Below are 17,539 nucleotides of genomic sequence, written 5' to 3' on the forward strand. Positions count from 1 at the left end.
ACCTTTGTCGCCTAAAGGTGTCTCGCCGGGTCCTTTGCGGTAGAATACCGGCCCCTGAAATTCCTCTAGCCCCGAGGCTGTCCTACGATGCTGATCTTGCGCGGCGCTCCCGCTCTTTCTTCGTTTCGTCACGGCAAACTGCTCGACCAACTGACCCGTAAAGTGCCGGGTGTTTCCGGACTTTATGCCGAGTTCGCTCATTTTGCCGAGGTGGTCGGCACGCTTACCGCTGAAGAGGAGCACGTGCTTGAGCGCTTGCTCAAATACGGACCCAGTGTTCCGGTACAAGAGCCTGTAGGCCGGCTGTTCCTGGTAGTCCCGCGCTTTGGCACGATTTCGCCGTGGTCCAGCAAGGCCACTGACATCGCCCATAATTGCGGTCTGGCCAAGATCGAGCGCATCGAACGGGGCGTCGCCTATTATATTGCTGGCGATCTGTCCGATGCCGATGTTCAGGCTGTGGCTGCCACCCTGCATGATCGTATGACCCAGCTCGTGCTGGGAGGTCTGGATGAGGCAGAAGCCCTGTTCAGTCATGCGACGCCCAAGCCGCTGACGGTCATCGATATCCTGAATGGCGGCCGTGCCGCGCTGGAAAAGGCCAACAGCGAACTAGGTCTTGCCCTGGCGGATGATGAGATCGATTACCTGGTCAAGAGTTTCCAGGGACTGGGTCGCAACCCCCATGACATCGAGCTTATGATGTTTGCTCAGGCAAACTCCGAGCACTGCCGTCACAAGATCTTTAATGCCAGCTGGGATATCGATGGCGAAGGCCAGGAAAAATCCCTGTTCGGTATGATCAAGAACACCTATGAAATGCACCGTGAGGGCGTCCTGTCTGCCTACAAGGATAACGCTGCGGTGATCGAGGGATTTACTGCCGGTCGTTTCTATCCTGACCCGCAGACTCGTCAGTACAGCGCCAATCAGGAGCCGATTCATATCCTGATGAAGGTGGAAACCCATAACCACCCGACAGCAATTGCACCATTCCCTGGCGCCTCTACGGGTTCGGGTGGCGAAATCCGAGACGAGGGGGCGACCGGTCGTGGTGCAAAACCCAAGGCAGGTCTGACCGGTTTCACGGTTTCCAACCTGAATATCCCAGGTTTCGAGCAACCTTGGGAAAAGCCATACGGCAAGCCCGAACGCATCGTGACACCACTCGATATCATGATCGAAGGGCCATTGGGCGGCGCGGCATTCAACAACGAATTTGGCCGCCCGGCACTGGCAGGTTACTTCCGTACCTTCGAACAGGCGGTTGAAACCCCACGTGGCGAAGAGGTCCGGGGCTATCACAAGCCGATCATGCTGGCGGGCGGTATGGGTAACATCCGTGCCGACCATGTCCAGAAAGGTGATATCTCCGTAGGTGGCAAGCTGATTGTCCTGGGTGGCCCGGCCATGTTGATCGGCCTGGGTGGAGGCGCTGCCTCGTCGATGTCCACTGGCTCCAGCTCGGCAGACCTGGACTTCGCTTCCGTGCAGCGTGAAAATCCCGAGATGGAGCGCCGCTGCCAGGAAGTGATCGACCGCTGCTGGCAGATGGGTGACAAGAACCCTATCACCTTCATCCATGACGTAGGCGCAGGCGGTCTGTCCAATGCCTTCCCTGAGCTGGTCAACGATGCCGGTCGTGGCGGTCGCTTTGAGCTGCGCAACGTGCCTAACGACGAGCCCGGCATGAGCCCGCTCGAGATATGGTGCAACGAGTCCCAGGAACGCTATGTGCTGTCCGTGGACGCCGAGAACTTTGAAACCTTCAAGGCTATCTGCGAACGCGAGCGCTGCCCGTTTGCGGTAGTTGGCGAGGCTACCGAGGAGCGTCGTCTCACGGTGGCAGACAGCCATTTTGAAAATAATGCGGTCGACATGCCGCTAGATGTTCTTCTGGGCAAGCCTCCGCGTATGCATCGCTCCGCTACTCGTGAGGAAGCGCTGGGTGATGACTTTGACGGTGCCGGCCTGGAGCTCAAGGAGGCGGTAGAGCGCGTTCTTCGGCATCCAGCCGTTGCCAGCAAGAGCTTTCTGATCACCATCGGTGACCGGACCATCACTGGCCTGGTTGCGCGTGATCAAATGGTTGGTCCCTGGCAGGTTCCAGTGGCTGACTGTGCGGTTACAGCGACCAGCTACACCGCTTATACCGGCGAGGCAATGGCCATGGGCGAGCGTACGCCCTTGGCATTGCTGGATGCGGCAGCGTCTGGCCGGATGGCGGTAGGTGAAACACTGACCAACCTGGCGTCGGCGCGTATCGAGAAAATCAGCGATATCAAGCTTTCCGCCAACTGGATGGCAGCTGCCGGACATCCGGGTGAGGATGCTCGCCTGTACGATACGGTAAAGGCAGTGGGCATGGAGCTGTGCCCGGCTTTGGGTATCACCATCCCCGTGGGCAAGGACTCCATGTCCATGAAGACCCGCTGGGAAGAAAACGGTCAAGACAAGAGCGTGACGTCGCCTCTGTCGCTGGTCGTGACGGGCTTTGCTCCAGTGCAGGATATTCGTCAGACCCTGACGCCTGAGCTGCGCATGGATAAAGGCGAAACGGACCTGATCCTGATCGATCTTGGTCGAGGCCAGAACCGCCTGGGTGGTTCAATTCTGGCGCAGGTTCACAACAAGATCGGCCACAAGGCACCTGATGTGGATGATGCAGAGGACCTCAAGGCCTTCTTTGCCGTCATCCAGGGGCTCAATAAGGACGGGCTCATCCTGTCCTATCATGACCGTTCCGATGGTGGCCTGATCACGACGCTCGTGGAGATGGCATTTGCCGGTCACTGTGGCCTGTCTCTGAAACTGGATGCCTTGGCCGCTACCCGTGATGAACTGACCCGCGCCTTGTTTGCCGAGGAACTGGGTGCTGTGATCCAGGTGCCTCAGGATTTCACATCCGAAGTGCTGGCGCAGTTCACTGCTGCAGGTCTTGAGGATTGCGTGGCGGTCATTGGCCAGCCGGTAAACGGTTACGAGGTCAATATCACCTATAACGAGCAGAACGTCTTCAAGGCCGAGCGCCGCTCGTTGCAGCGTATCTGGAGCGAAACCAGCTATCAGATCCAGCGACTGCGTGACAACGCTGACTGTGCTCAGCAGGAATACGACGCATTGCTCGAAGAGAACAATCCGGGCCTGTCTGCCAAGCTGAGCTTTGATCCGAACGAAAACATTGCTGCACCTTATATCAAGACAGGTGTACGGCCTCAGGTCGCGGTTCTGCGTGAGCAGGGCGTTAACGGTCAGGTCGAAATGGCTGCAGCGTTTGACCGTGCTGGCTTTGCCTCGGTAGACGTGCACATGAGCGATATTCTTGCTGGTCGTGTCGATTTGAATGACTTCAAGGGTGTCGTTGCGTGCGGCGGTTTCTCCTACGGTGACGTCTTGGGTGCCGGTGAGGGATGGGCCAAGTCGATTCTGTTCAACGCCCGTGCACGTGATGCGTTCCAGCAATTCTTCGAGCGTACGGATAGCTTTACGCTAGGCGTCTGCAACGGCTGCCAGATGGTCTCGAACCTGCGCGAGCTTGTTCCAGGCAGTGAATTCTGGCCACGCTTCGTGCGTAACCGCTCAGAGCAGTTCGAAGCGCGTATTGCGATGCTACAGGTACAGGAATCGCCATCCCTGTTCTTTGCGGGCATGGCAGGCTCGCGCATGCCGATTGCCATTGCGCACGGTGAAGGCCATGCCGAGTTCAGGGACGCCGCGGCCCTGCAGGCAGCAGATGCCTCTGGTACCGTCTCGCTACGCTTCGTTGACAACCATGGGCGTGTCACCGAGGCGTATCCGGCCAACCCCAACGGCTCGCCGCTGGGTATTACTGGCCTGACCAGCCGTGATGGTCGCGTCACCATCATGATGCCGCACCCTGAACGCGTTTTCCGCGCAGTTCAAAATTCCTGGATCCCGCGTGATTGGCAGGGCGAGGACGGCGGCTGGATGCGCATGTTCCGTAATGCGCGTGTCTGGGTAGACTGATAAGTCCGAGAAGGCCGGTCATACTGTTTCAGGTATGACCGGCCTTTTTGCATCTGGAGGATTTATGTACAAGTTATGCTTCTATGTGCCAGGCAGCTATCTGGAGTCCGTCAAGGACGCGGTATTTGCTGCAGGAGGTGGTCGCATCGGTAATTACGAGGCGTGCTGCTGGCAGGTCTTGGGGGAGGGGCAGTTTCGCCCATGTGCTGGAAGCAACCCTTTTCTAGGGAAGATTGGCGAGCTGGAGCGCGTGGTAGAATGGAAAGTAGAGCTGGTCGTGACCGATGACCATATAAAGCAGGCTGTCGAGGCGTTACGCAAAGCCCACCCCTATGAGACGCCAGCCTATGAGGTGTGGCAGCTGGCGTCATTCTAGATCAAGGCCGAACGTTGTGACTCCTGTGCTTCAAGGTGTGTACCGGAGCTTCAGGGGCGTATCTCGATCAACGTACCGTCCTTGACCAGCGTCCAGATTTCACGCATATCCGCATTGGTTAGTGCAATGCATCCATTCGTCCAGTTCAGCGAAGAGAAATACCACTCCGGGTATTCTTCATCGATAGGGGTGCCGTGAATCATGATCATGCTGCCCGGTGGCACGCCTGCTGCTTTTGCGCGTGCCAGGTCCTGTGCATTGGGGTATGAGATGTGCATCGACAAGTTGAACTTGTCGCTCGTCTTTCGCCAGTCTATCCAGTAGAAGCCTTCTGGCGTGCGCTGATCGCCTTCGCGAAACTTGGGCCCCTTGGGGAATTTGCCCAGTGATACCCGGTAGGACTTGATGGTTTCGCCCTTGCTGAGCAGCTCAAGCTTGTTCATCGACTTTATGACCAGCACCTTGTCGATTGTCCGCCCATCAAGTGTTGTTGTCGTGCTGGCAAGGCAGAGGGTAGAGAAAAACAGGCAACAGAAAGCAGTAAGCCAATACATCCGGCGCATTTGAAAAATAATCCCTAGCTAAGCGACTGCAGAAAGCAGCCAAGGCGTGCTGCTGTTCACTCTGTATATATCAGCTGGAACTAGCGTTCCAGCATGGGTGCGATGCCTTCATGATGCACTGAATAGTGACCGGTTCGGCGATCAGCAAAAAAGCATTCTAGGGTACGCGCAATGGTCGGAAAAGCGAGTGACGACCAAGGGATATCTGCTTCGTCAAACAGGGCTGTTTCCAGGCTTTCTTCACCAATGCCAAACGACCCGCCGACAAGCTCGCCGCGGAACAGCATATAGACCTGATTGATATGGGGCAGGTCGAATAAGGTATAGAGCTTGAGGTTGCCGACGTTAGCGCAGGCTTCCTCCCAGGTCTCACGGGCGGCGGCCTGTTCGATCGTTTCGCCGTTTTCCATGAAGCCGGCCGGGAGTGTCCAGTAGCCGCGGCGAGGTTCAATGGCGCGGCGACATAAAAGTACTTTATCTCCCCAGACGGGCAGGCATCCCGCCACAATGCGAGGGTTCTGGTAGTGCACCGTGTGGCACTGTGTGCAGATGTAGCGAGGGCGCGTATCCCCCTCGGGAATGCGCTGAACCAGCGTGCCGCCGCAATAGTTACAGAATTTCATGATGCCTCCTCGTCGTCCTGCCATCTTGCGAGGAGCTAAGGCTGCAAGCAAGGGGTTGGGCAAGCTGGATATTCCATGCCATGATGCCTCAAGAGTAAGCGTGTGGAGAAAGCATCGTGGATGAGTTGCTCCATCGATTGCGGCATTATCGACCGCGTCACCTGGAGACTGATCGTACACACCCCGAAGCCGCCGTATTGTTGCCTATTATTCGAGGTGATGATCCTGAGCTGGTTCTGACGCTGCGCGCCAGCAATCTGTCGACGCATGGGGGAGAGGTCGCATTACCAGGTGGGCGACGTGATCCGGAAGATCCGGACCTTATTCATACAGCGCTGCGTGAGGCGTATGAGGAGATTGGTCTGCCGCCGGGGCTGGTTGAAGTAGTCGGGCCGTTGAGCCCCTTGATTTCTTATTACGGGATCAAGGTAACGCCTTATGTCGGCATTATTCCCGATTACGTGGAGTACACGCCCAACGACGCTGAAATCGCAGCCGTATTTACGGTTCCGCTCAGCTTTCTGTGCGAAGTGCCTCCAGAGGTCACGCCGAGGATCGATGAGCAGGGGCGACGTTCCTATATCCCAAGTTATCAGTACGGTGAGTATCGGATCTGGGGCCTGACGGCTGCCATTATCGTGGAGCTGGTCAACCTGCTTTATGATGCCGGCATTTCGCTTCATGAGCCGCCTCATTCAGTTGAGAAATGATGCCTTTTGATGCACTTCTGCCATCAGGCCAAGTAGAATTCATGCCAACGATACGTTATCAGGCCGCTGCCTGTACGAGATGACAGCCTTGGACATGAATGAAAACGAAAAGCCTGTTCGCTCTCCCTGCGTGCAAGTCTGTGTGCTGGATGAGGCCGATATGTGCACAGGATGCCAGCGCACCGCTCAGGAAATATCTCAATGGGGACGTATGACCAACACCGAGCGGCGTAGGGTCTTGCAGCTGTGTGAGGAACGTGCCTGCGCCGCTGGCCACTATTTCTAAGGGCACCTCAGATAGCGATCGAGTGCGTTGTCGCTATGGGGCAGCCCGGTTAAACCCATGACTGTATACACCAGAGGATGCTGCATGACCCAGATAGGAACTCCATTGTCACCTACCGCCACTCGCGTTCTGTTATGTGGCTCTGGTGAGCTTGGTAAAGAAGTTGTCATCGAGCTACAGCGTTTGGGTGTGGAGGTCATTGCCGTCGATCGTTATGCCAATGCACCGGCCATGCAGGTAGCCCATCGTAGTCATGTCATCAATATGCTGGATGGCGCCGCGCTTCGCGCGATCATCGAGCAGGAAAAACCTCATTACATCGTGCCCGAGATCGAGGCAATTGCCACGGCAACCCTCGTTGAGCTGGAGGGTGAAGGGTATACCGTCGTGCCTACTGCACGCGCTGCGCAGCTGACCATGAACCGCGAAGGTATTCGCCGTCTGGCTGCGGAGGAGTTGGGTTTGCCCACTTCACCGTATCACTTCGCGGACACCTTTGAAGAGTATGCCGCTGCCGTCGAATCTGTAGGCATGCCCTGTGTCGTGAAGCCGATCATGAGCTCCTCCGGCAAGGGGCAGAGCGTTATCAAGTGCAGCGAAGACATTCAGTCCGCCTGGGATTATGCTCAGGAGGGCGGACGAGCGGGTAAGGGACGCGTCATTGTTGAAGGCTTTATCGACTTTGATTATGAAATTACCTTGCTGACAGTTCGTCATGTCAATGGGACATCCTTCTGCGAACCTATTGGTCATCGTCAGGTAAAAGGTGATTACCATGAGTCCTGGCAGCCGCAAGCGATGAGTCCCAAGGCACTTGCTGAGTCCGAGCGTGTTGCCAGGGCGGTCACCGAGGCGCTGGGCGGGCGTGGTCTGTTTGGCGTTGAGCTGTTTGTAAAAGGCGATCAGGTGTGGTTCAGCGAAGTCTCTCCACGTCCCCATGATACAGGCCTGGTAACGCTGATCTCTCAGGATCTCTCTGAGTTTGCCCTTCATGCCCGTGCCATTCTGGGATTACCGATACCGGTCATTCGCCAGTTTGGTCCATCAGCCTCTGCTGTACTGCTGGTTGAAGGACAATCTACCCAGACAAGTTTCGGCAATCTGGGTGCAGCGCTAAGTGATCCGGATACGGCCCTGCGCCTGTTTGGCAAGCCTGAAGTGGCAGGGCAGCGCCGAATGGGCGTGGCACTGGCTCGAGATGAGTCGGTGGAAGCGGCCCGTGAAAAGGCGACCAAGGCGTCGCAAGCCATCAGCGTAACGCTTTAATCCTTCGGGACGACAGCCCTGCCTGCACAGGGCTGTCGCTTGATTACAATTCCCGATCTCGTGTTTCCTTAAGGCACAGTACGGCAATCAAGCTGATCAGCGCCGCTGCGGAAACATAACCTCCTACCCAGCTCAAGCCTCCGGTATCGGCCAGCTTCTGCGCAATATAAGGCGCTACCGAGGCACCCAGGATGCCGCCAAGGTTATACGCGGCCGAGGCGCCGGTATACCTGACGTGTGTGGGGAAAATCTCCGGTAACAGCGCGCCCATCGGTGCGAACGTCATACCCATGAGAAACAGCTCCAGCGCCAGGAAAAGCGCAATGCTACCTGTTGAGCCATGGGTAAGCAGCGGCTCCATGGCAAAGCCTGACAGCAGGGCGGCGGCTGCACTGATTGCCAGAACTGGTTTGCGGCCATAACGGTCGGCAAGCCAGGCCGACAGAGGTGTAGCCAGAGTCATGAACAGAACGGCAAAGCACAGGAGCCCTAGAAAGCCCTCTCGGCTGAACCCTAGTGTTTTAACGCCATAGCTCAGCGAAAACACCGTTGAGATATAGAACAACGCATAGCACACCACCATGGATAAGGCGCCCAGCAGCATGGGATGCCAGTGCTTGGTAATTGCTTCGGTTAATGGAAGACGTAGCTTTTCGTGTCGCTCCATGGCTTTAGCAAACACTGGCGTTTCACTCAGTTTGAGGCGGACATAAAGACCAACCATTACCAAGGCGGCGCTCAGGATGAAAGGAATTCGCCAGCCCCAGGCCTTGAATTGCTCGTCCGATAGCAGCACGGCCAGCGCGAGAAACAAGCCGTTAGCCGCAAGAAAGCCGATAGACGGGCCCAGTTGAGGAAACATGCCAAACCAGGCTCGCTTGTTCTTCGGCGCATTTTCCGTTGCCAGCAGCGCGGCGCCACCCCATTCTCCGCCCAGCCCAAGCCCTTGGGCGAATCTGAAAACGCACAACAGCACGGGGGCCCAGCCACCTATGCTGGCATAGCCAGGGAGCAGGCCGATCAGAGTGGTCGAAACACCCATCAAGAGGAGCGAAGCCACTAGAGTGGATTTTCGACCAATCCGATCGCCGAAATGGCCAAACAGTGCAGAGCCGAGAGGACGGGCCAAGAAAGCGATGCCAAAGGTGATGAATGCGCTGAGTGTTTGCGCAATCGCAGATGTTTGTGGAAAGAACACCGGGCCGATGACGAGTGCGGCGGCGGTAGCGTAGACATAAAAATCGTAAAACTCGATAGCCGTGCCGATAAAGCTTGCCGTTGCGATACGGGCTGTAGAGTTTGCAGGCGCGGCAGACGAAACAGGTTCCGCCTCGTAGGTTGCGGTAGCAGTCATTGGAGATCCCAGGCGCTGTCGTTTTTTTATGGCCTGACTCGTACGCTTGCCCGGGTAGGGCACAGGTGCGTAATCATCCGGTGCGGATGTGAATCGTTAGCCTGTTATGACGCGGCTCTATCGACGAAGGGGTAACCGCAGAGAGAGACGTTTAGCTGGGTAAGCCTTTGGATTATGGACAAGCCTTGCCGTTTCCGGCAAGGCTTGCGAAGGGCAAGGTGCCTATGAGGCGATCTTCAGATATGCAGGATGAATTCACGCACCAGCTTGCTGCCGAAATACGCGAGCATCAACAGGCAGAAGCCGGCCAAGGTCCAGCGGATGGCCTTGTGTCCACGCCAGCCCATGCGATGACGCCCCCACAGCAGGACGCCGAACAAGATCCACGCCACACAGGACAGAACCGTCTTGTGTACCAGGTGCTGGGCAAGCATGTCTTCGAGAAACAGCCAGCCGGAAATCAGGGACAAGGACAATACAGCCCAACCCGCCCACAGAAAACCAAACAGCAGGCTTTCCATGGTTTGCAGAGGTGGGAAGCTCCGGATCAGCCCCGATGGGTGCTTGTTCTTGAGCTGCCTGTCCTGAATCAATAACAGCAACGATTGAAAAACAGCCAGTGTTAACAGACCGTAGGCAACAATCGAGAGCAGGACATGGGTTAATATGCCCGGCGTGATATCAATCGGTTGAACAGTGCCCGACGGTAACACGTCAGCCAGGAGCGTCGTGATGGCGCCTAAGGGATAAATCAGTACCAGTAATGTCTGTAACGGCATGCGGATGCAGCCGAGCAGAATCAGGAGTATGGCTACCGCCGCGATCAGGCTGGACGCATCAAAAAAGTCCAGCGAAAGACTGCTAGGTAGAATCAGCTGAATGAACAAGGCCGCGCCATGGGCGAGCAACGCCACTACGCCCAACGAGACCAAAAGGGTATTGTTGGGACGCTTGCGCGTGGTCAGACACACACTTTGATAGGCCGTGGCGACACTATAGAGAAGGGCAGCCGTCAGGCTGGGCAACAGGGATGACATAAATCCTTGAATCACTGAGCCGAAAGCGGATGAGTTTGGCACAGATGCCAGTGTTCAAGGAAGACTGTAGACGATGCCAGCCGACGTCCTCTTCGTTATACTTCACAACCTGCCGCCAGTTTTGGACGCATTTGCATGTTTGAAAACCTGACAGATAGACTCTCACAGAGCCTTCGCCATATCACTGGCAAGGCAAAATTGACCGAAGACAACATCAAGGACACGCTGCGTGAAGTGCGCATGGCGCTCCTTGAGGCGGACGTGGCGTTGCCGGTCGTCAAGGATTTCGTCAATAAGGTCAGGGACCGTGCCGTAGGCACTGAAGTCTCCAAGAGCCTCACTCCTGGCCAGGCCTTCGTGAAAATCGTTCGAGCCGAGCTCGAAGAGCTGATGGGAGCTGCAAACGAAGATCTGGCTCTCAATGTCTCTCCACCGGCCGTTATTCTCATGGCCGGTCTGCAAGGTGCAGGTAAGACCACTACAGCAGGCAAGCTGGCGCGCTTCCTGAAAGAGCGCAAGAAGAAAAGCGTTCTTGTTGTCTCTGCTGACGTCTATCGTCCTGCCGCGATCAAGCAGTTGGAAACCCTGGCTCATGAGGTCGGCGTTACGTTCTATCCCTCCGATATCAGCCAAAAGCCTGTTGCGATCGCCGAAGCTGCTGTGCGTGAAGCCAAGCTCAAGTTCATTGATGTCGTAATCGTGGATACCGCTGGTCGTTTGCATGTCGATGCAGAAATGATGGCTGAAATCCAGCAGGTTCATGCCGCAATCAAGCCTGCCGAAACGCTGTTTGTTGTGGATGCCATGACGGGTCAGGACGCGGCTAATACCGCCAAGGCCTTCAATGACGCGCTTCCCTTGACAGGCGTCGTGCTGACCAAGGTCGACGGTGATGCCCGTGGCGGTGCGGCATTGTCCGTGCGAGCCATTACAGGCAAGCCGATCAAGTTCCTGGGTATGGGAGAAAAGAGCGAGGCGCTGGATCCTTTCCATCCTGATCGTATTGCTTCCCGTATTCTGGGTATGGGCGATGTGCTCAGCCTTATCGAGCAGGCCGAGCAGAACCTGGATAAGGAAAAAGCCGAAAAGCTGGCCAAGAAGCTCAAGAAGGGCAAAGGGTTCGATCTGGAAGACTTCCGTGACCAGCTTCGCCAGATGAAGAGTATGGGCGGCCTTGGCTCGCTTATGGACAAGCTTCCTACCATGATGGGTGGTGTCAATTTGTCCCAGATGGGAAATGCTCAGGGAGCAGCCGAAAAACAGTTCAAGCAGATGGAGGCTATTATCGACTCCATGACGCCTGCTGAGCGCCGTGATCCAGAAACGATCAGCGGCTCGCGTAAGCGTCGAATCGCCATGGGTTCCGGAACCCAGGTACAAGATGTAGGACGCCTCATCAAGCAGCATAAGCAGATGCAGAAAATGATGAAAAAGGTGACCTCCAAAGGCGGCTTGTCAAAGCTTATGCGTGGCATGGGTGGCATGTTCCCAGGAGGAATGCCCAAGCTGTAAATCCCCAGGTTGCTGCCGTTGGGCGATCAGCCCTGCATAAGATAGGGAAAAAGAGTTTGCAATCGCTCGGATTATCCTTAGAATATGCGGCCTTTCGGGCCTGAGGCCCAGCGTGCGTAACATTTGTAAAGCACCGACTACAGGAACAAAGTTCACATGTTAACCATCCGTCTTGCCCGTGGTGGCTCCAAGAAGCGCCCCTTCTATCACCTGACCGTGACCAACAGCCGTAACGCCCGTGATGGTCGTTTCGTTGAGCGCATCGGCTTCTTCAATCCGGTTGCTTCCGGTAATGAAATCCGTTTGTCTGTTGACTCCGAGCGCGCTAGCTACTGGCTGAGCCACGGTGCACAGCCGTCTGAGCGCGTTGCTCAGCTGCTCAAGGACTCTGCTAAGGCAACTGCCTGAAATTTATGAGTCAGACGCCTGCGCCTGAAGAGGACCTGGTTGTCCTCGGTAAGATTGTCTCGGTGTATGGCGTGCGTGGCGAAGTGAAGGTCTATTCCTTCACCGACCCCTTGGACAATCTGCTGGAGTATCGTCATTGGACGCTGCGTCGTGATGGCGAAATCCGCAAGATAAGTTTGGTAAAGGGCAGCCTTCACGGCAAAGTCCTGACGGCCAAGCTTAAAGGTCTGGATGATCGCGAAGAGGCACGAGCCCTTTCAGGGTTCGAAATTTGTGTGCCTCGCCATGAGCTTCCAGGCCTGAACGAAGGTGATTACTACTGGTACCAGCTCGAAGGGCTGAAAGTGATCAACCAGGAAGGGCAGATGCTCGGCGTGGTGGATCATTTGCTTGAGACTGGTTCCAACGATGTCATGGTGGTAAAACCATGTGTCGGCAGTCTGGACGATCGCGAACGTTTGTTGCCCTATGTTTTGGAGCAATTCGTCAAGTCGATTGATCTAGTGGCAGGTGAGATGCGGGTTGACTGGGACGCGGATTTTTAAATCATGCGTGTCGACGTCATCAGTATCTTTCCTGAAGTATTCACAGCCGTCCGTGATTTCGGAATTACTGGTCGTGCGGTCAAGCAGGGGTTACTTCAACTCAATTGCCTGAATCCGCGGGACTATACCGAAGACCGGCATCAGACTGTTGATGATCGTCCTTTTGGGGGTGGTCCCGGCATGGTGATGAAAATTCAGCCATTGGAGCGGGCATTGAATGATGCACGCAGCAAGGCTGAGGGCTCGGTAAAAGTAATTTACCTTTCCCCTCAAGGGCGACAGCTGTCGCAGCAAGGGGTGAAGGAGCTGGCGAAAGAAGAACACCTCATTCTGATTGCTGGTCGTTACGAAGGTATCGACGAGCGCTTTATTGAAGCGCACGTTGATGAAGAATGGTCGATTGGTGACTATGTGCTGTCTGGCGGCGAGCTGCCAGCAATGGTCCTGATCGATGCGGTGACGAGGCTACTGCCTGGAGCGTTGGGGCATGTAGATTCCGCCGAGCAGGACTCGTTTACGGACGGTCTGCTCGATTGTCCTCATTACACTCGACCTGAGGTGTATGAGGGACGGCGGGTACCTGATGTGCTGCTCAGTGGTAATCACGAGCATATCCGGCGTTGGCGTTTACAGCAGTCCCTTGGAAGGACCTATAAACGGCGCGCTGATCTTCTGGAAAGACGCTCGCTTTCTGGAGAAGAGCAGAAGCTGTTGGCGGAATTCCTTCGTCAACAGGACGATAGTTAACGTATCGATGGCAGGTCTGACGGCTTGTCTTAGGAGCACACTAGCATGACCAACAAGATTATTGCACAGCTTGAAGCTGAACAAATGAACAAGGAAATCCCGGCTTTCGCGCCCGGTGATACTGTAATCGTTCAAGTAAAAGTAAAGGAAGGCGACCGTCAGCGTCTGCAGGCCTTTGAAGGCGTTGTAATTGGCAAGCGTAACCGCGGCCTGAACAGTGCTTTCACCGTTCGCAAGATTTCCAACGGTGTAGGTGTAGAGCGTACCTTCCAAACTTACAGCCCCATGATCGACAGCATCAGCGTCAAGCGTCGCGGTGATGTTCGTAAAGCCAAGCTGTACTACCTGCGCGAACTGTCTGGCAAGGCAGCACGTATCAAGGAAAAGCTGGCTTAATTCAGCGATTCTACAAAAAAGCAGCCCTAGGGCTGCTTTTTTGTTGCGTGGATGAAAAGTCAGTATGGTGAGTTAGCTAAGCGAGTTCCCGGATGTCCATGACCCCTAGAGAGCAAGAAATCGCACGCCGAACAGAGCTGTCTGAAACGCGCGTGGCCAAAGCGGTATTTCCTCCTAATACCAATCATCATCACACGTTATTTGGCGGGCAGGCGATGGCGTGGATGGATGAAGTCTCTTTCATTACGGCGACACGGTTTTGCCGTTTGCCGCTGGTAACAGTATCGACCGACCGTATCGATTTTAATCACGCCATTCCAGGTGGCTCTATCGTTGAGCTGATTGGTCGAGTGATAAAAGTGGGTAATACCAGCATCAAGGTGGGTGTCGAGGTTTACCTCGAGAGTATGTATAACGAAGGACGTGAACTGGCGATCAGTGGTGCTTTTAGCTTTGTTGCGATCGATGAGGATAAGCGTCCCGTCGCTGTTCTGCCGGACTTCCCTCAACACTCCTGAGTTGTAACACTGCCGATGCGAGATCATCCGTACATCAATCGATTTTTGGATGCCTTATGGCTTGAGAAAGGCTTATCCGAACACACGCGTGACGCCTATTCCAATGATTTAGGGCAGTTCAACGCCTGGTTGACGGAGCAGGGCGTTTCGCTTGAAAAAGCTGGTCGAGAGATGATTCTTGATCACTTGGCCTGGCGGCTGGACAAGGGTTACAAGGCACGCTCAACGGCGCGTTTTCTGTCGAGCGTTCGTGGTTTTTATCGATATGCGGTTCGTGAAGGACTGATCGATGTTGATCCTACGCTACAGGTCGACATGCCTCGCCTTGGCGCGCCTCTACCCAAAAGCTTGTCCGAGGCAGATGTCGAGGCATTGCTTGCCGCACCGGATACTGATGACCCGCTGGGCTTGCGTGATCGAACCATGCTGGAGGTACTGTATGCAACAGGTCTTCGAGTCAGCGAGCTGGTTGGGTTGACGCTTCAGCAGGTAAATCTGCGACAGGGCTCGATGCGGGTGTTTGGCAAGGGAAACAAGGAGCGTCTGATTCCTTTGGGGGAGGAGGCTATCAATTGGCTGGAGCGGTATGTGAAGGAAGCGCGCGGCCTGTTACAGAACGGGTTGGCATCTGATGTGCTGTTTCCGAGCCTGCGTGGGACTGAAATGACACGGCAGACCTTTTGGCACCGCATCAAGCTGCACGCCCAGGTGGCCTGTATCGATAAGCCGCTTTCACCCCATACGCTGCGCCATGCCTTTGCAACCCATCTGCTCAATCATGGTGCTGACTTGCGTACCGTACAAATGCTTTTAGGGCATTCAAGCCTTTCGACAACCCAGATTTACACACATATCGCCCGGGCTCGTTTGCAGGCTCTGCATGCGGAACATCATCCTCGCGGTTAAATTGTAGGGTCGGCCTCTGTGGTAGGCTGGCAGCTATTGTTCACAGGAGTTATTCATGCGCATTAGTCGTTTGGTGCTGGCGATTTGCCTGGGGCTCGCAAGTACTTTTGCAATGGCTGAATCCGAGCAGGCTATCCGTAAGACCTTGAGTGCATTACAGCCTGATCTGGGTATCGAGTCGATTGGAAAAAGTCCTTTTGAAGGCCTTTATGAGGTTCAGCTCAAGGGCGGGCGTATCCTGTATGCCAGTGCTGATGGGCAATACATCGTTCAAGGATACCTGTACCAGTATAAGGACGGTCACGCCGTTAACCTGACGGAACAGGCTGAAAATGCAGCAGTGGCCAAGCAGATCAATGGTTTGGACAAGCAGCAGATGGTCGTCTTTCCGGCCGTGGGCGAGACGAAAGCTCACATTACCGTTTTTACGGATACCACATGCCCTTATTGCCAGAAACTACACGCCGAAGTTCCCAAGTTGAACAAGCAGGGTATCGAGGTGCGTTATCTGGCATTCCCGCGTCAGGGTTTAAATTCGGCGGGGTATAAGCAGCTTGAGGCAGTATGGTGCTCCAAGGATCGGGCCGAGGCGATGGAGCGCATGTTCGAGGGTAAGGAAATCAAGGCTGCTTCCTGTGATGATCCGGTTGCGAAGCAGTTCACTTTGGGGCAACAGATTGGCATTCAGGGCACGCCTGCCATTATTCTTGCCAATGGACATATGATTCCTGGTTACCAGCCAGCGTCAGAATTGGTAAATGACGCGCTGGCAGCCGGTAAATAGGTATAGTGCAGTCATGACGGCCGAGCTAAGCTCGGCCGTTTGGTCTTGACGATAAGCCTGAGCGATACGTGGCAGCCAAGCGGCGTGCTTGAGGTAAACTCCGTTTCCAAGTTTTTATCAGCCCGGGTGTTCTACCGAGGCCTACAGCAGGGGAATAAAGCGTGAAACCGGTAAAAGTGGGTATTTGCGGACTGGGTACCGTGGGTGGCGGTACTTTCAATGTGCTCAAACGAAACGCTGAAGAGATTGCACGTCGTGCCGGCCGTGGTATTGAAGTAGCACAGATTGCTCAGCGTCGTCCTAATCCCAAGTGTGATACCGGTATTACCCCGATTACCGACGATGTGTTCGCTGTGGTGGATAACCCGGAAATCGACGTGGTGGTCGAGCTGATTGGTGGTTACACAGTGGCCCGTGAATTGGTCATGCGTGCAATCAACAACGGCAAGCATGTGGTTACCGCAAACAAGGCGTTGATCGCAGTGCATGGCAACGAGATTTTTGCCAGGGCGCGTGAAAAAGGCATCATCGTAGCCTTCGAGGCGTCGGTTGCTGGAGGCATTCCTGTTATCAAAGCTGTGCGTGAGGGCCTTGCGGCTAACCGCATCAATTGGGTGGCGGGAATCATCAACGGTACTGGCAACTTTATCCTGACCGAAATGCGCGAAAAGGGCCGTACGTTCGAAGACGTACTCAAGGAAGCTCAGGCGCTCGGTTATGCCGAGGCGGATCCAACCTTTGATGTTGAAGGTATCGATGCGGCGCATAAACTTACTATTCTGGCATCCATTGCCTTTGGTATTCCGCTTCAGTTCGATAAGGCCTACACCGAAGGCATTACCACGCTGACCACGGCCGACGTTGGTTATGCCGAGGCGCTGGGTTACCGCATCAAGCACCTGGGCGTTGCGCGCAGCACCGAGAAGGGTATTGAGCTACGTGTTCATCCCACCCTGATCCCAGCCGATCGCCTGATTGCCAACGTAAATGGGGTAATGAACGCCGTCATGGTTAACGGTGATGCGGTGGGTTCGACACTGTTTTATGGCGCAGGCGCTGGTATGGAGCCAACGGCTTCCTCCGTAGTGGCTGATCTTGTCGATGTGGTACGTGCCATGACGTCAGATCCGGAAAATCGCGTTCCGCACCTGGCCTTCCAGCCTGACGCTTTGTCCGATCATCCGGTATTGCCTATCGAAGCCTGTGAGAGCGCCTATTACCTGCGCATCCAGGCCAAGGACCATCCGGGGGTGTTGGCCCAGGTGGCAAGTATCCTGTCGGAGCGTGGCATCAATATAGAGTCGATCATGCAAAAGGAAGCCGAGGAACATGACGGCTTGATTCCCATGATTCTGCTGACCCACCGGGTACATGAACAGCATATGAATGAAGCCATCAAGGCGCTTGAGTCACTTGAGGATGTGGTAGGGGCTGTTGTTCGTATCCGAGTCGAACATCTGAACTGATCCAGGCCGGCCGGATGATGGATCCGGCTATCAGCTGCTCTAATTGAAGGTTAAA

The 17,539-nt window shown here is 55.2% G+C and carries 18 protein-coding genes; 14 read left to right on the forward strand and 4 right to left on the reverse strand.

Annotated features, from left to right (window positions below):
• Positions 1-87: 87 nt before the first annotated feature.
• Together purL and B3729_RS03320 are read left to right on the forward strand one after the other, a co-directional pair.
• On the forward strand, positions 88-3,987 hold the full coding sequence (gene purL, locus B3729_RS03315) for a phosphoribosylformylglycinamidine synthase (protein WP_286787048.1): 3,900 nt from the start codon (positions 88-90) through the stop codon (positions 3,985-3,987).
• Positions 3,988-4,051: 64 nt separating this feature from the next.
• Positions 4,052-4,363 carry a YqfO family protein gene (locus B3729_RS03320; protein WP_286787049.1) on the forward strand — a complete coding sequence of 104 codons (312 nt, stop codon included), beginning with the start codon at positions 4,052-4,054 and terminating at the stop codon, positions 4,361-4,363.
• Positions 4,364-4,413: 50 nt separating this feature from the next.
• On the opposite strand, the gene B3729_RS03325 is transcribed toward B3729_RS03320, so the two are convergent.
• Positions 4,414-4,917 carry a L,D-transpeptidase family protein gene (locus B3729_RS03325; protein WP_037030094.1) on the reverse strand — a complete coding sequence of 168 codons (504 nt, stop codon included), beginning with the start codon at positions 4,915-4,917 and terminating at the stop codon, positions 4,414-4,416.
• Between the two features lie 89 nt (positions 4,918-5,006).
• Positions 5,007-5,549 carry an NUDIX hydrolase gene (locus tag B3729_RS03330; protein ID WP_010797584.1) on the reverse strand — a complete coding sequence of 181 codons (543 nt, stop codon included), beginning with the start codon at positions 5,547-5,549 and terminating at the stop codon, positions 5,007-5,009.
• Positions 5,550-5,662: 113 nt separating this feature from the next.
• Between B3729_RS03330 and B3729_RS03335 the strand changes: the two genes are divergently transcribed.
• The 3 genes from B3729_RS03335 to purT all read left to right on the forward strand — a co-directional run bounded on the left by B3729_RS03335 (position 5,663) and on the right by purT (position 7,811).
• A complete protein-coding gene (locus tag B3729_RS03335) occupies positions 5,663-6,259 on the forward strand; it encodes a CoA pyrophosphatase (RefSeq protein ID WP_197872740.1) in 597 nt (198 codons plus the stop codon).
• A 94-nt stretch (positions 6,260-6,353) separates the two neighbouring features.
• Positions 6,354-6,545, forward strand: coding sequence for a DUF1289 domain-containing protein (locus tag B3729_RS03340; RefSeq protein ID WP_073450372.1), 192 nt, complete (start codon positions 6,354-6,356; stop codon positions 6,543-6,545).
• Between the two features lie 84 nt (positions 6,546-6,629).
• Complete coding sequence (purT, locus tag B3729_RS03345) at positions 6,630-7,811, forward strand: formate-dependent phosphoribosylglycinamide formyltransferase (protein ID WP_286787050.1); 1,182 nt, start codon at positions 6,630-6,632, stop codon at positions 7,809-7,811.
• Between the two features lie 43 nt (positions 7,812-7,854).
• On the opposite strand, the gene B3729_RS03350 is transcribed toward purT, so the two are convergent.
• Together B3729_RS03350 and B3729_RS03355 are read right to left on the reverse strand one after the other, a co-directional pair.
• Positions 7,855-9,165 carry an MFS transporter gene (locus B3729_RS03350; protein WP_286787051.1) on the reverse strand — a complete coding sequence of 437 codons (1,311 nt, stop codon included), beginning with the start codon at positions 9,163-9,165 and terminating at the stop codon, positions 7,855-7,857.
• Between the two features lie 236 nt (positions 9,166-9,401).
• Positions 9,402-10,202, reverse strand: a complete 801-nt coding sequence (locus B3729_RS03355) for a cytochrome C assembly family protein (RefSeq protein ID WP_286787052.1) — start codon at positions 10,200-10,202, stop codon at positions 9,402-9,404.
• Between the two features lie 135 nt (positions 10,203-10,337).
• On the opposite strand from B3729_RS03355, the gene ffh reads away from it, so the two are divergent.
• The 9 genes from ffh to B3729_RS03400 all read left to right on the forward strand — a co-directional run bounded on the left by ffh (position 10,338) and on the right by B3729_RS03400 (position 17,484).
• Positions 10,338-11,714 (forward strand): signal recognition particle protein, encoded by a 1,377-nt coding sequence (ffh, locus tag B3729_RS03360; protein WP_010797589.1) that lies wholly within the window; start codon positions 10,338-10,340, stop codon positions 11,712-11,714.
• 156 nt (positions 11,715-11,870) lie between these two features.
• A complete protein-coding gene (gene rpsP / locus B3729_RS03365; protein ID WP_010797590.1) occupies positions 11,871-12,122 on the forward strand; it encodes a 30S ribosomal protein S16 in 252 nt (83 codons plus the stop codon).
• Between the two features lie 5 nt (positions 12,123-12,127).
• The gene (gene rimM / locus B3729_RS03370; protein WP_122043137.1) at positions 12,128-12,667 is read left to right on the forward strand and encodes a ribosome maturation factor RimM; all 540 of its coding nucleotides are present in this window, start codon (positions 12,128-12,130) and stop codon (positions 12,665-12,667) included.
• Positions 12,668-12,670: 3 nt separating this feature from the next.
• The gene (gene trmD, locus B3729_RS03375; RefSeq protein ID WP_019366571.1) at positions 12,671-13,414 is read left to right on the forward strand and encodes a tRNA (guanosine(37)-N1)-methyltransferase TrmD; all 744 of its coding nucleotides are present in this window, start codon (positions 12,671-12,673) and stop codon (positions 13,412-13,414) included.
• Between the two features lie 45 nt (positions 13,415-13,459).
• Positions 13,460-13,810, forward strand: a complete 351-nt coding sequence (gene rplS / locus B3729_RS03380; RefSeq protein ID WP_019366570.1) for a 50S ribosomal protein L19 — start codon at positions 13,460-13,462, stop codon at positions 13,808-13,810.
• A gap of 98 nt (positions 13,811-13,908) precedes the next feature.
• Positions 13,909-14,328, forward strand: coding sequence for an acyl-CoA thioesterase (locus B3729_RS03385; RefSeq protein WP_286787085.1), 420 nt, complete (start codon positions 13,909-13,911; stop codon positions 14,326-14,328).
• Between the two features lie 15 nt (positions 14,329-14,343).
• Entirely contained in the window at positions 14,344-15,234 is an 891-nt protein-coding gene (xerD, locus tag B3729_RS03390; protein ID WP_372238859.1) for a site-specific tyrosine recombinase XerD, read from the forward strand.
• Positions 15,235-15,289: 55 nt separating this feature from the next.
• On the forward strand, positions 15,290-16,018 hold the full coding sequence (gene dsbC, locus B3729_RS03395) for a bifunctional protein-disulfide isomerase/oxidoreductase DsbC (RefSeq protein WP_286787053.1): 729 nt from the start codon (positions 15,290-15,292) through the stop codon (positions 16,016-16,018).
• A 161-nt stretch (positions 16,019-16,179) separates the two neighbouring features.
• Positions 16,180-17,484 carry a homoserine dehydrogenase gene (locus tag B3729_RS03400; protein ID WP_239382880.1) on the forward strand — a complete coding sequence of 435 codons (1,305 nt, stop codon included), beginning with the start codon at positions 16,180-16,182 and terminating at the stop codon, positions 17,482-17,484.
• Positions 17,485-17,539 lie beyond the last annotated feature (55 nt).

The sequence above is a fragment of the Pseudomonas sp. UBA3149 genome (genome assembly GCF_002364655.1).
Classification (GTDB): Bacteria; Pseudomonadota; Gammaproteobacteria; order Pseudomonadales; family Pseudomonadaceae; genus Chryseomonas; species Chryseomonas luteola.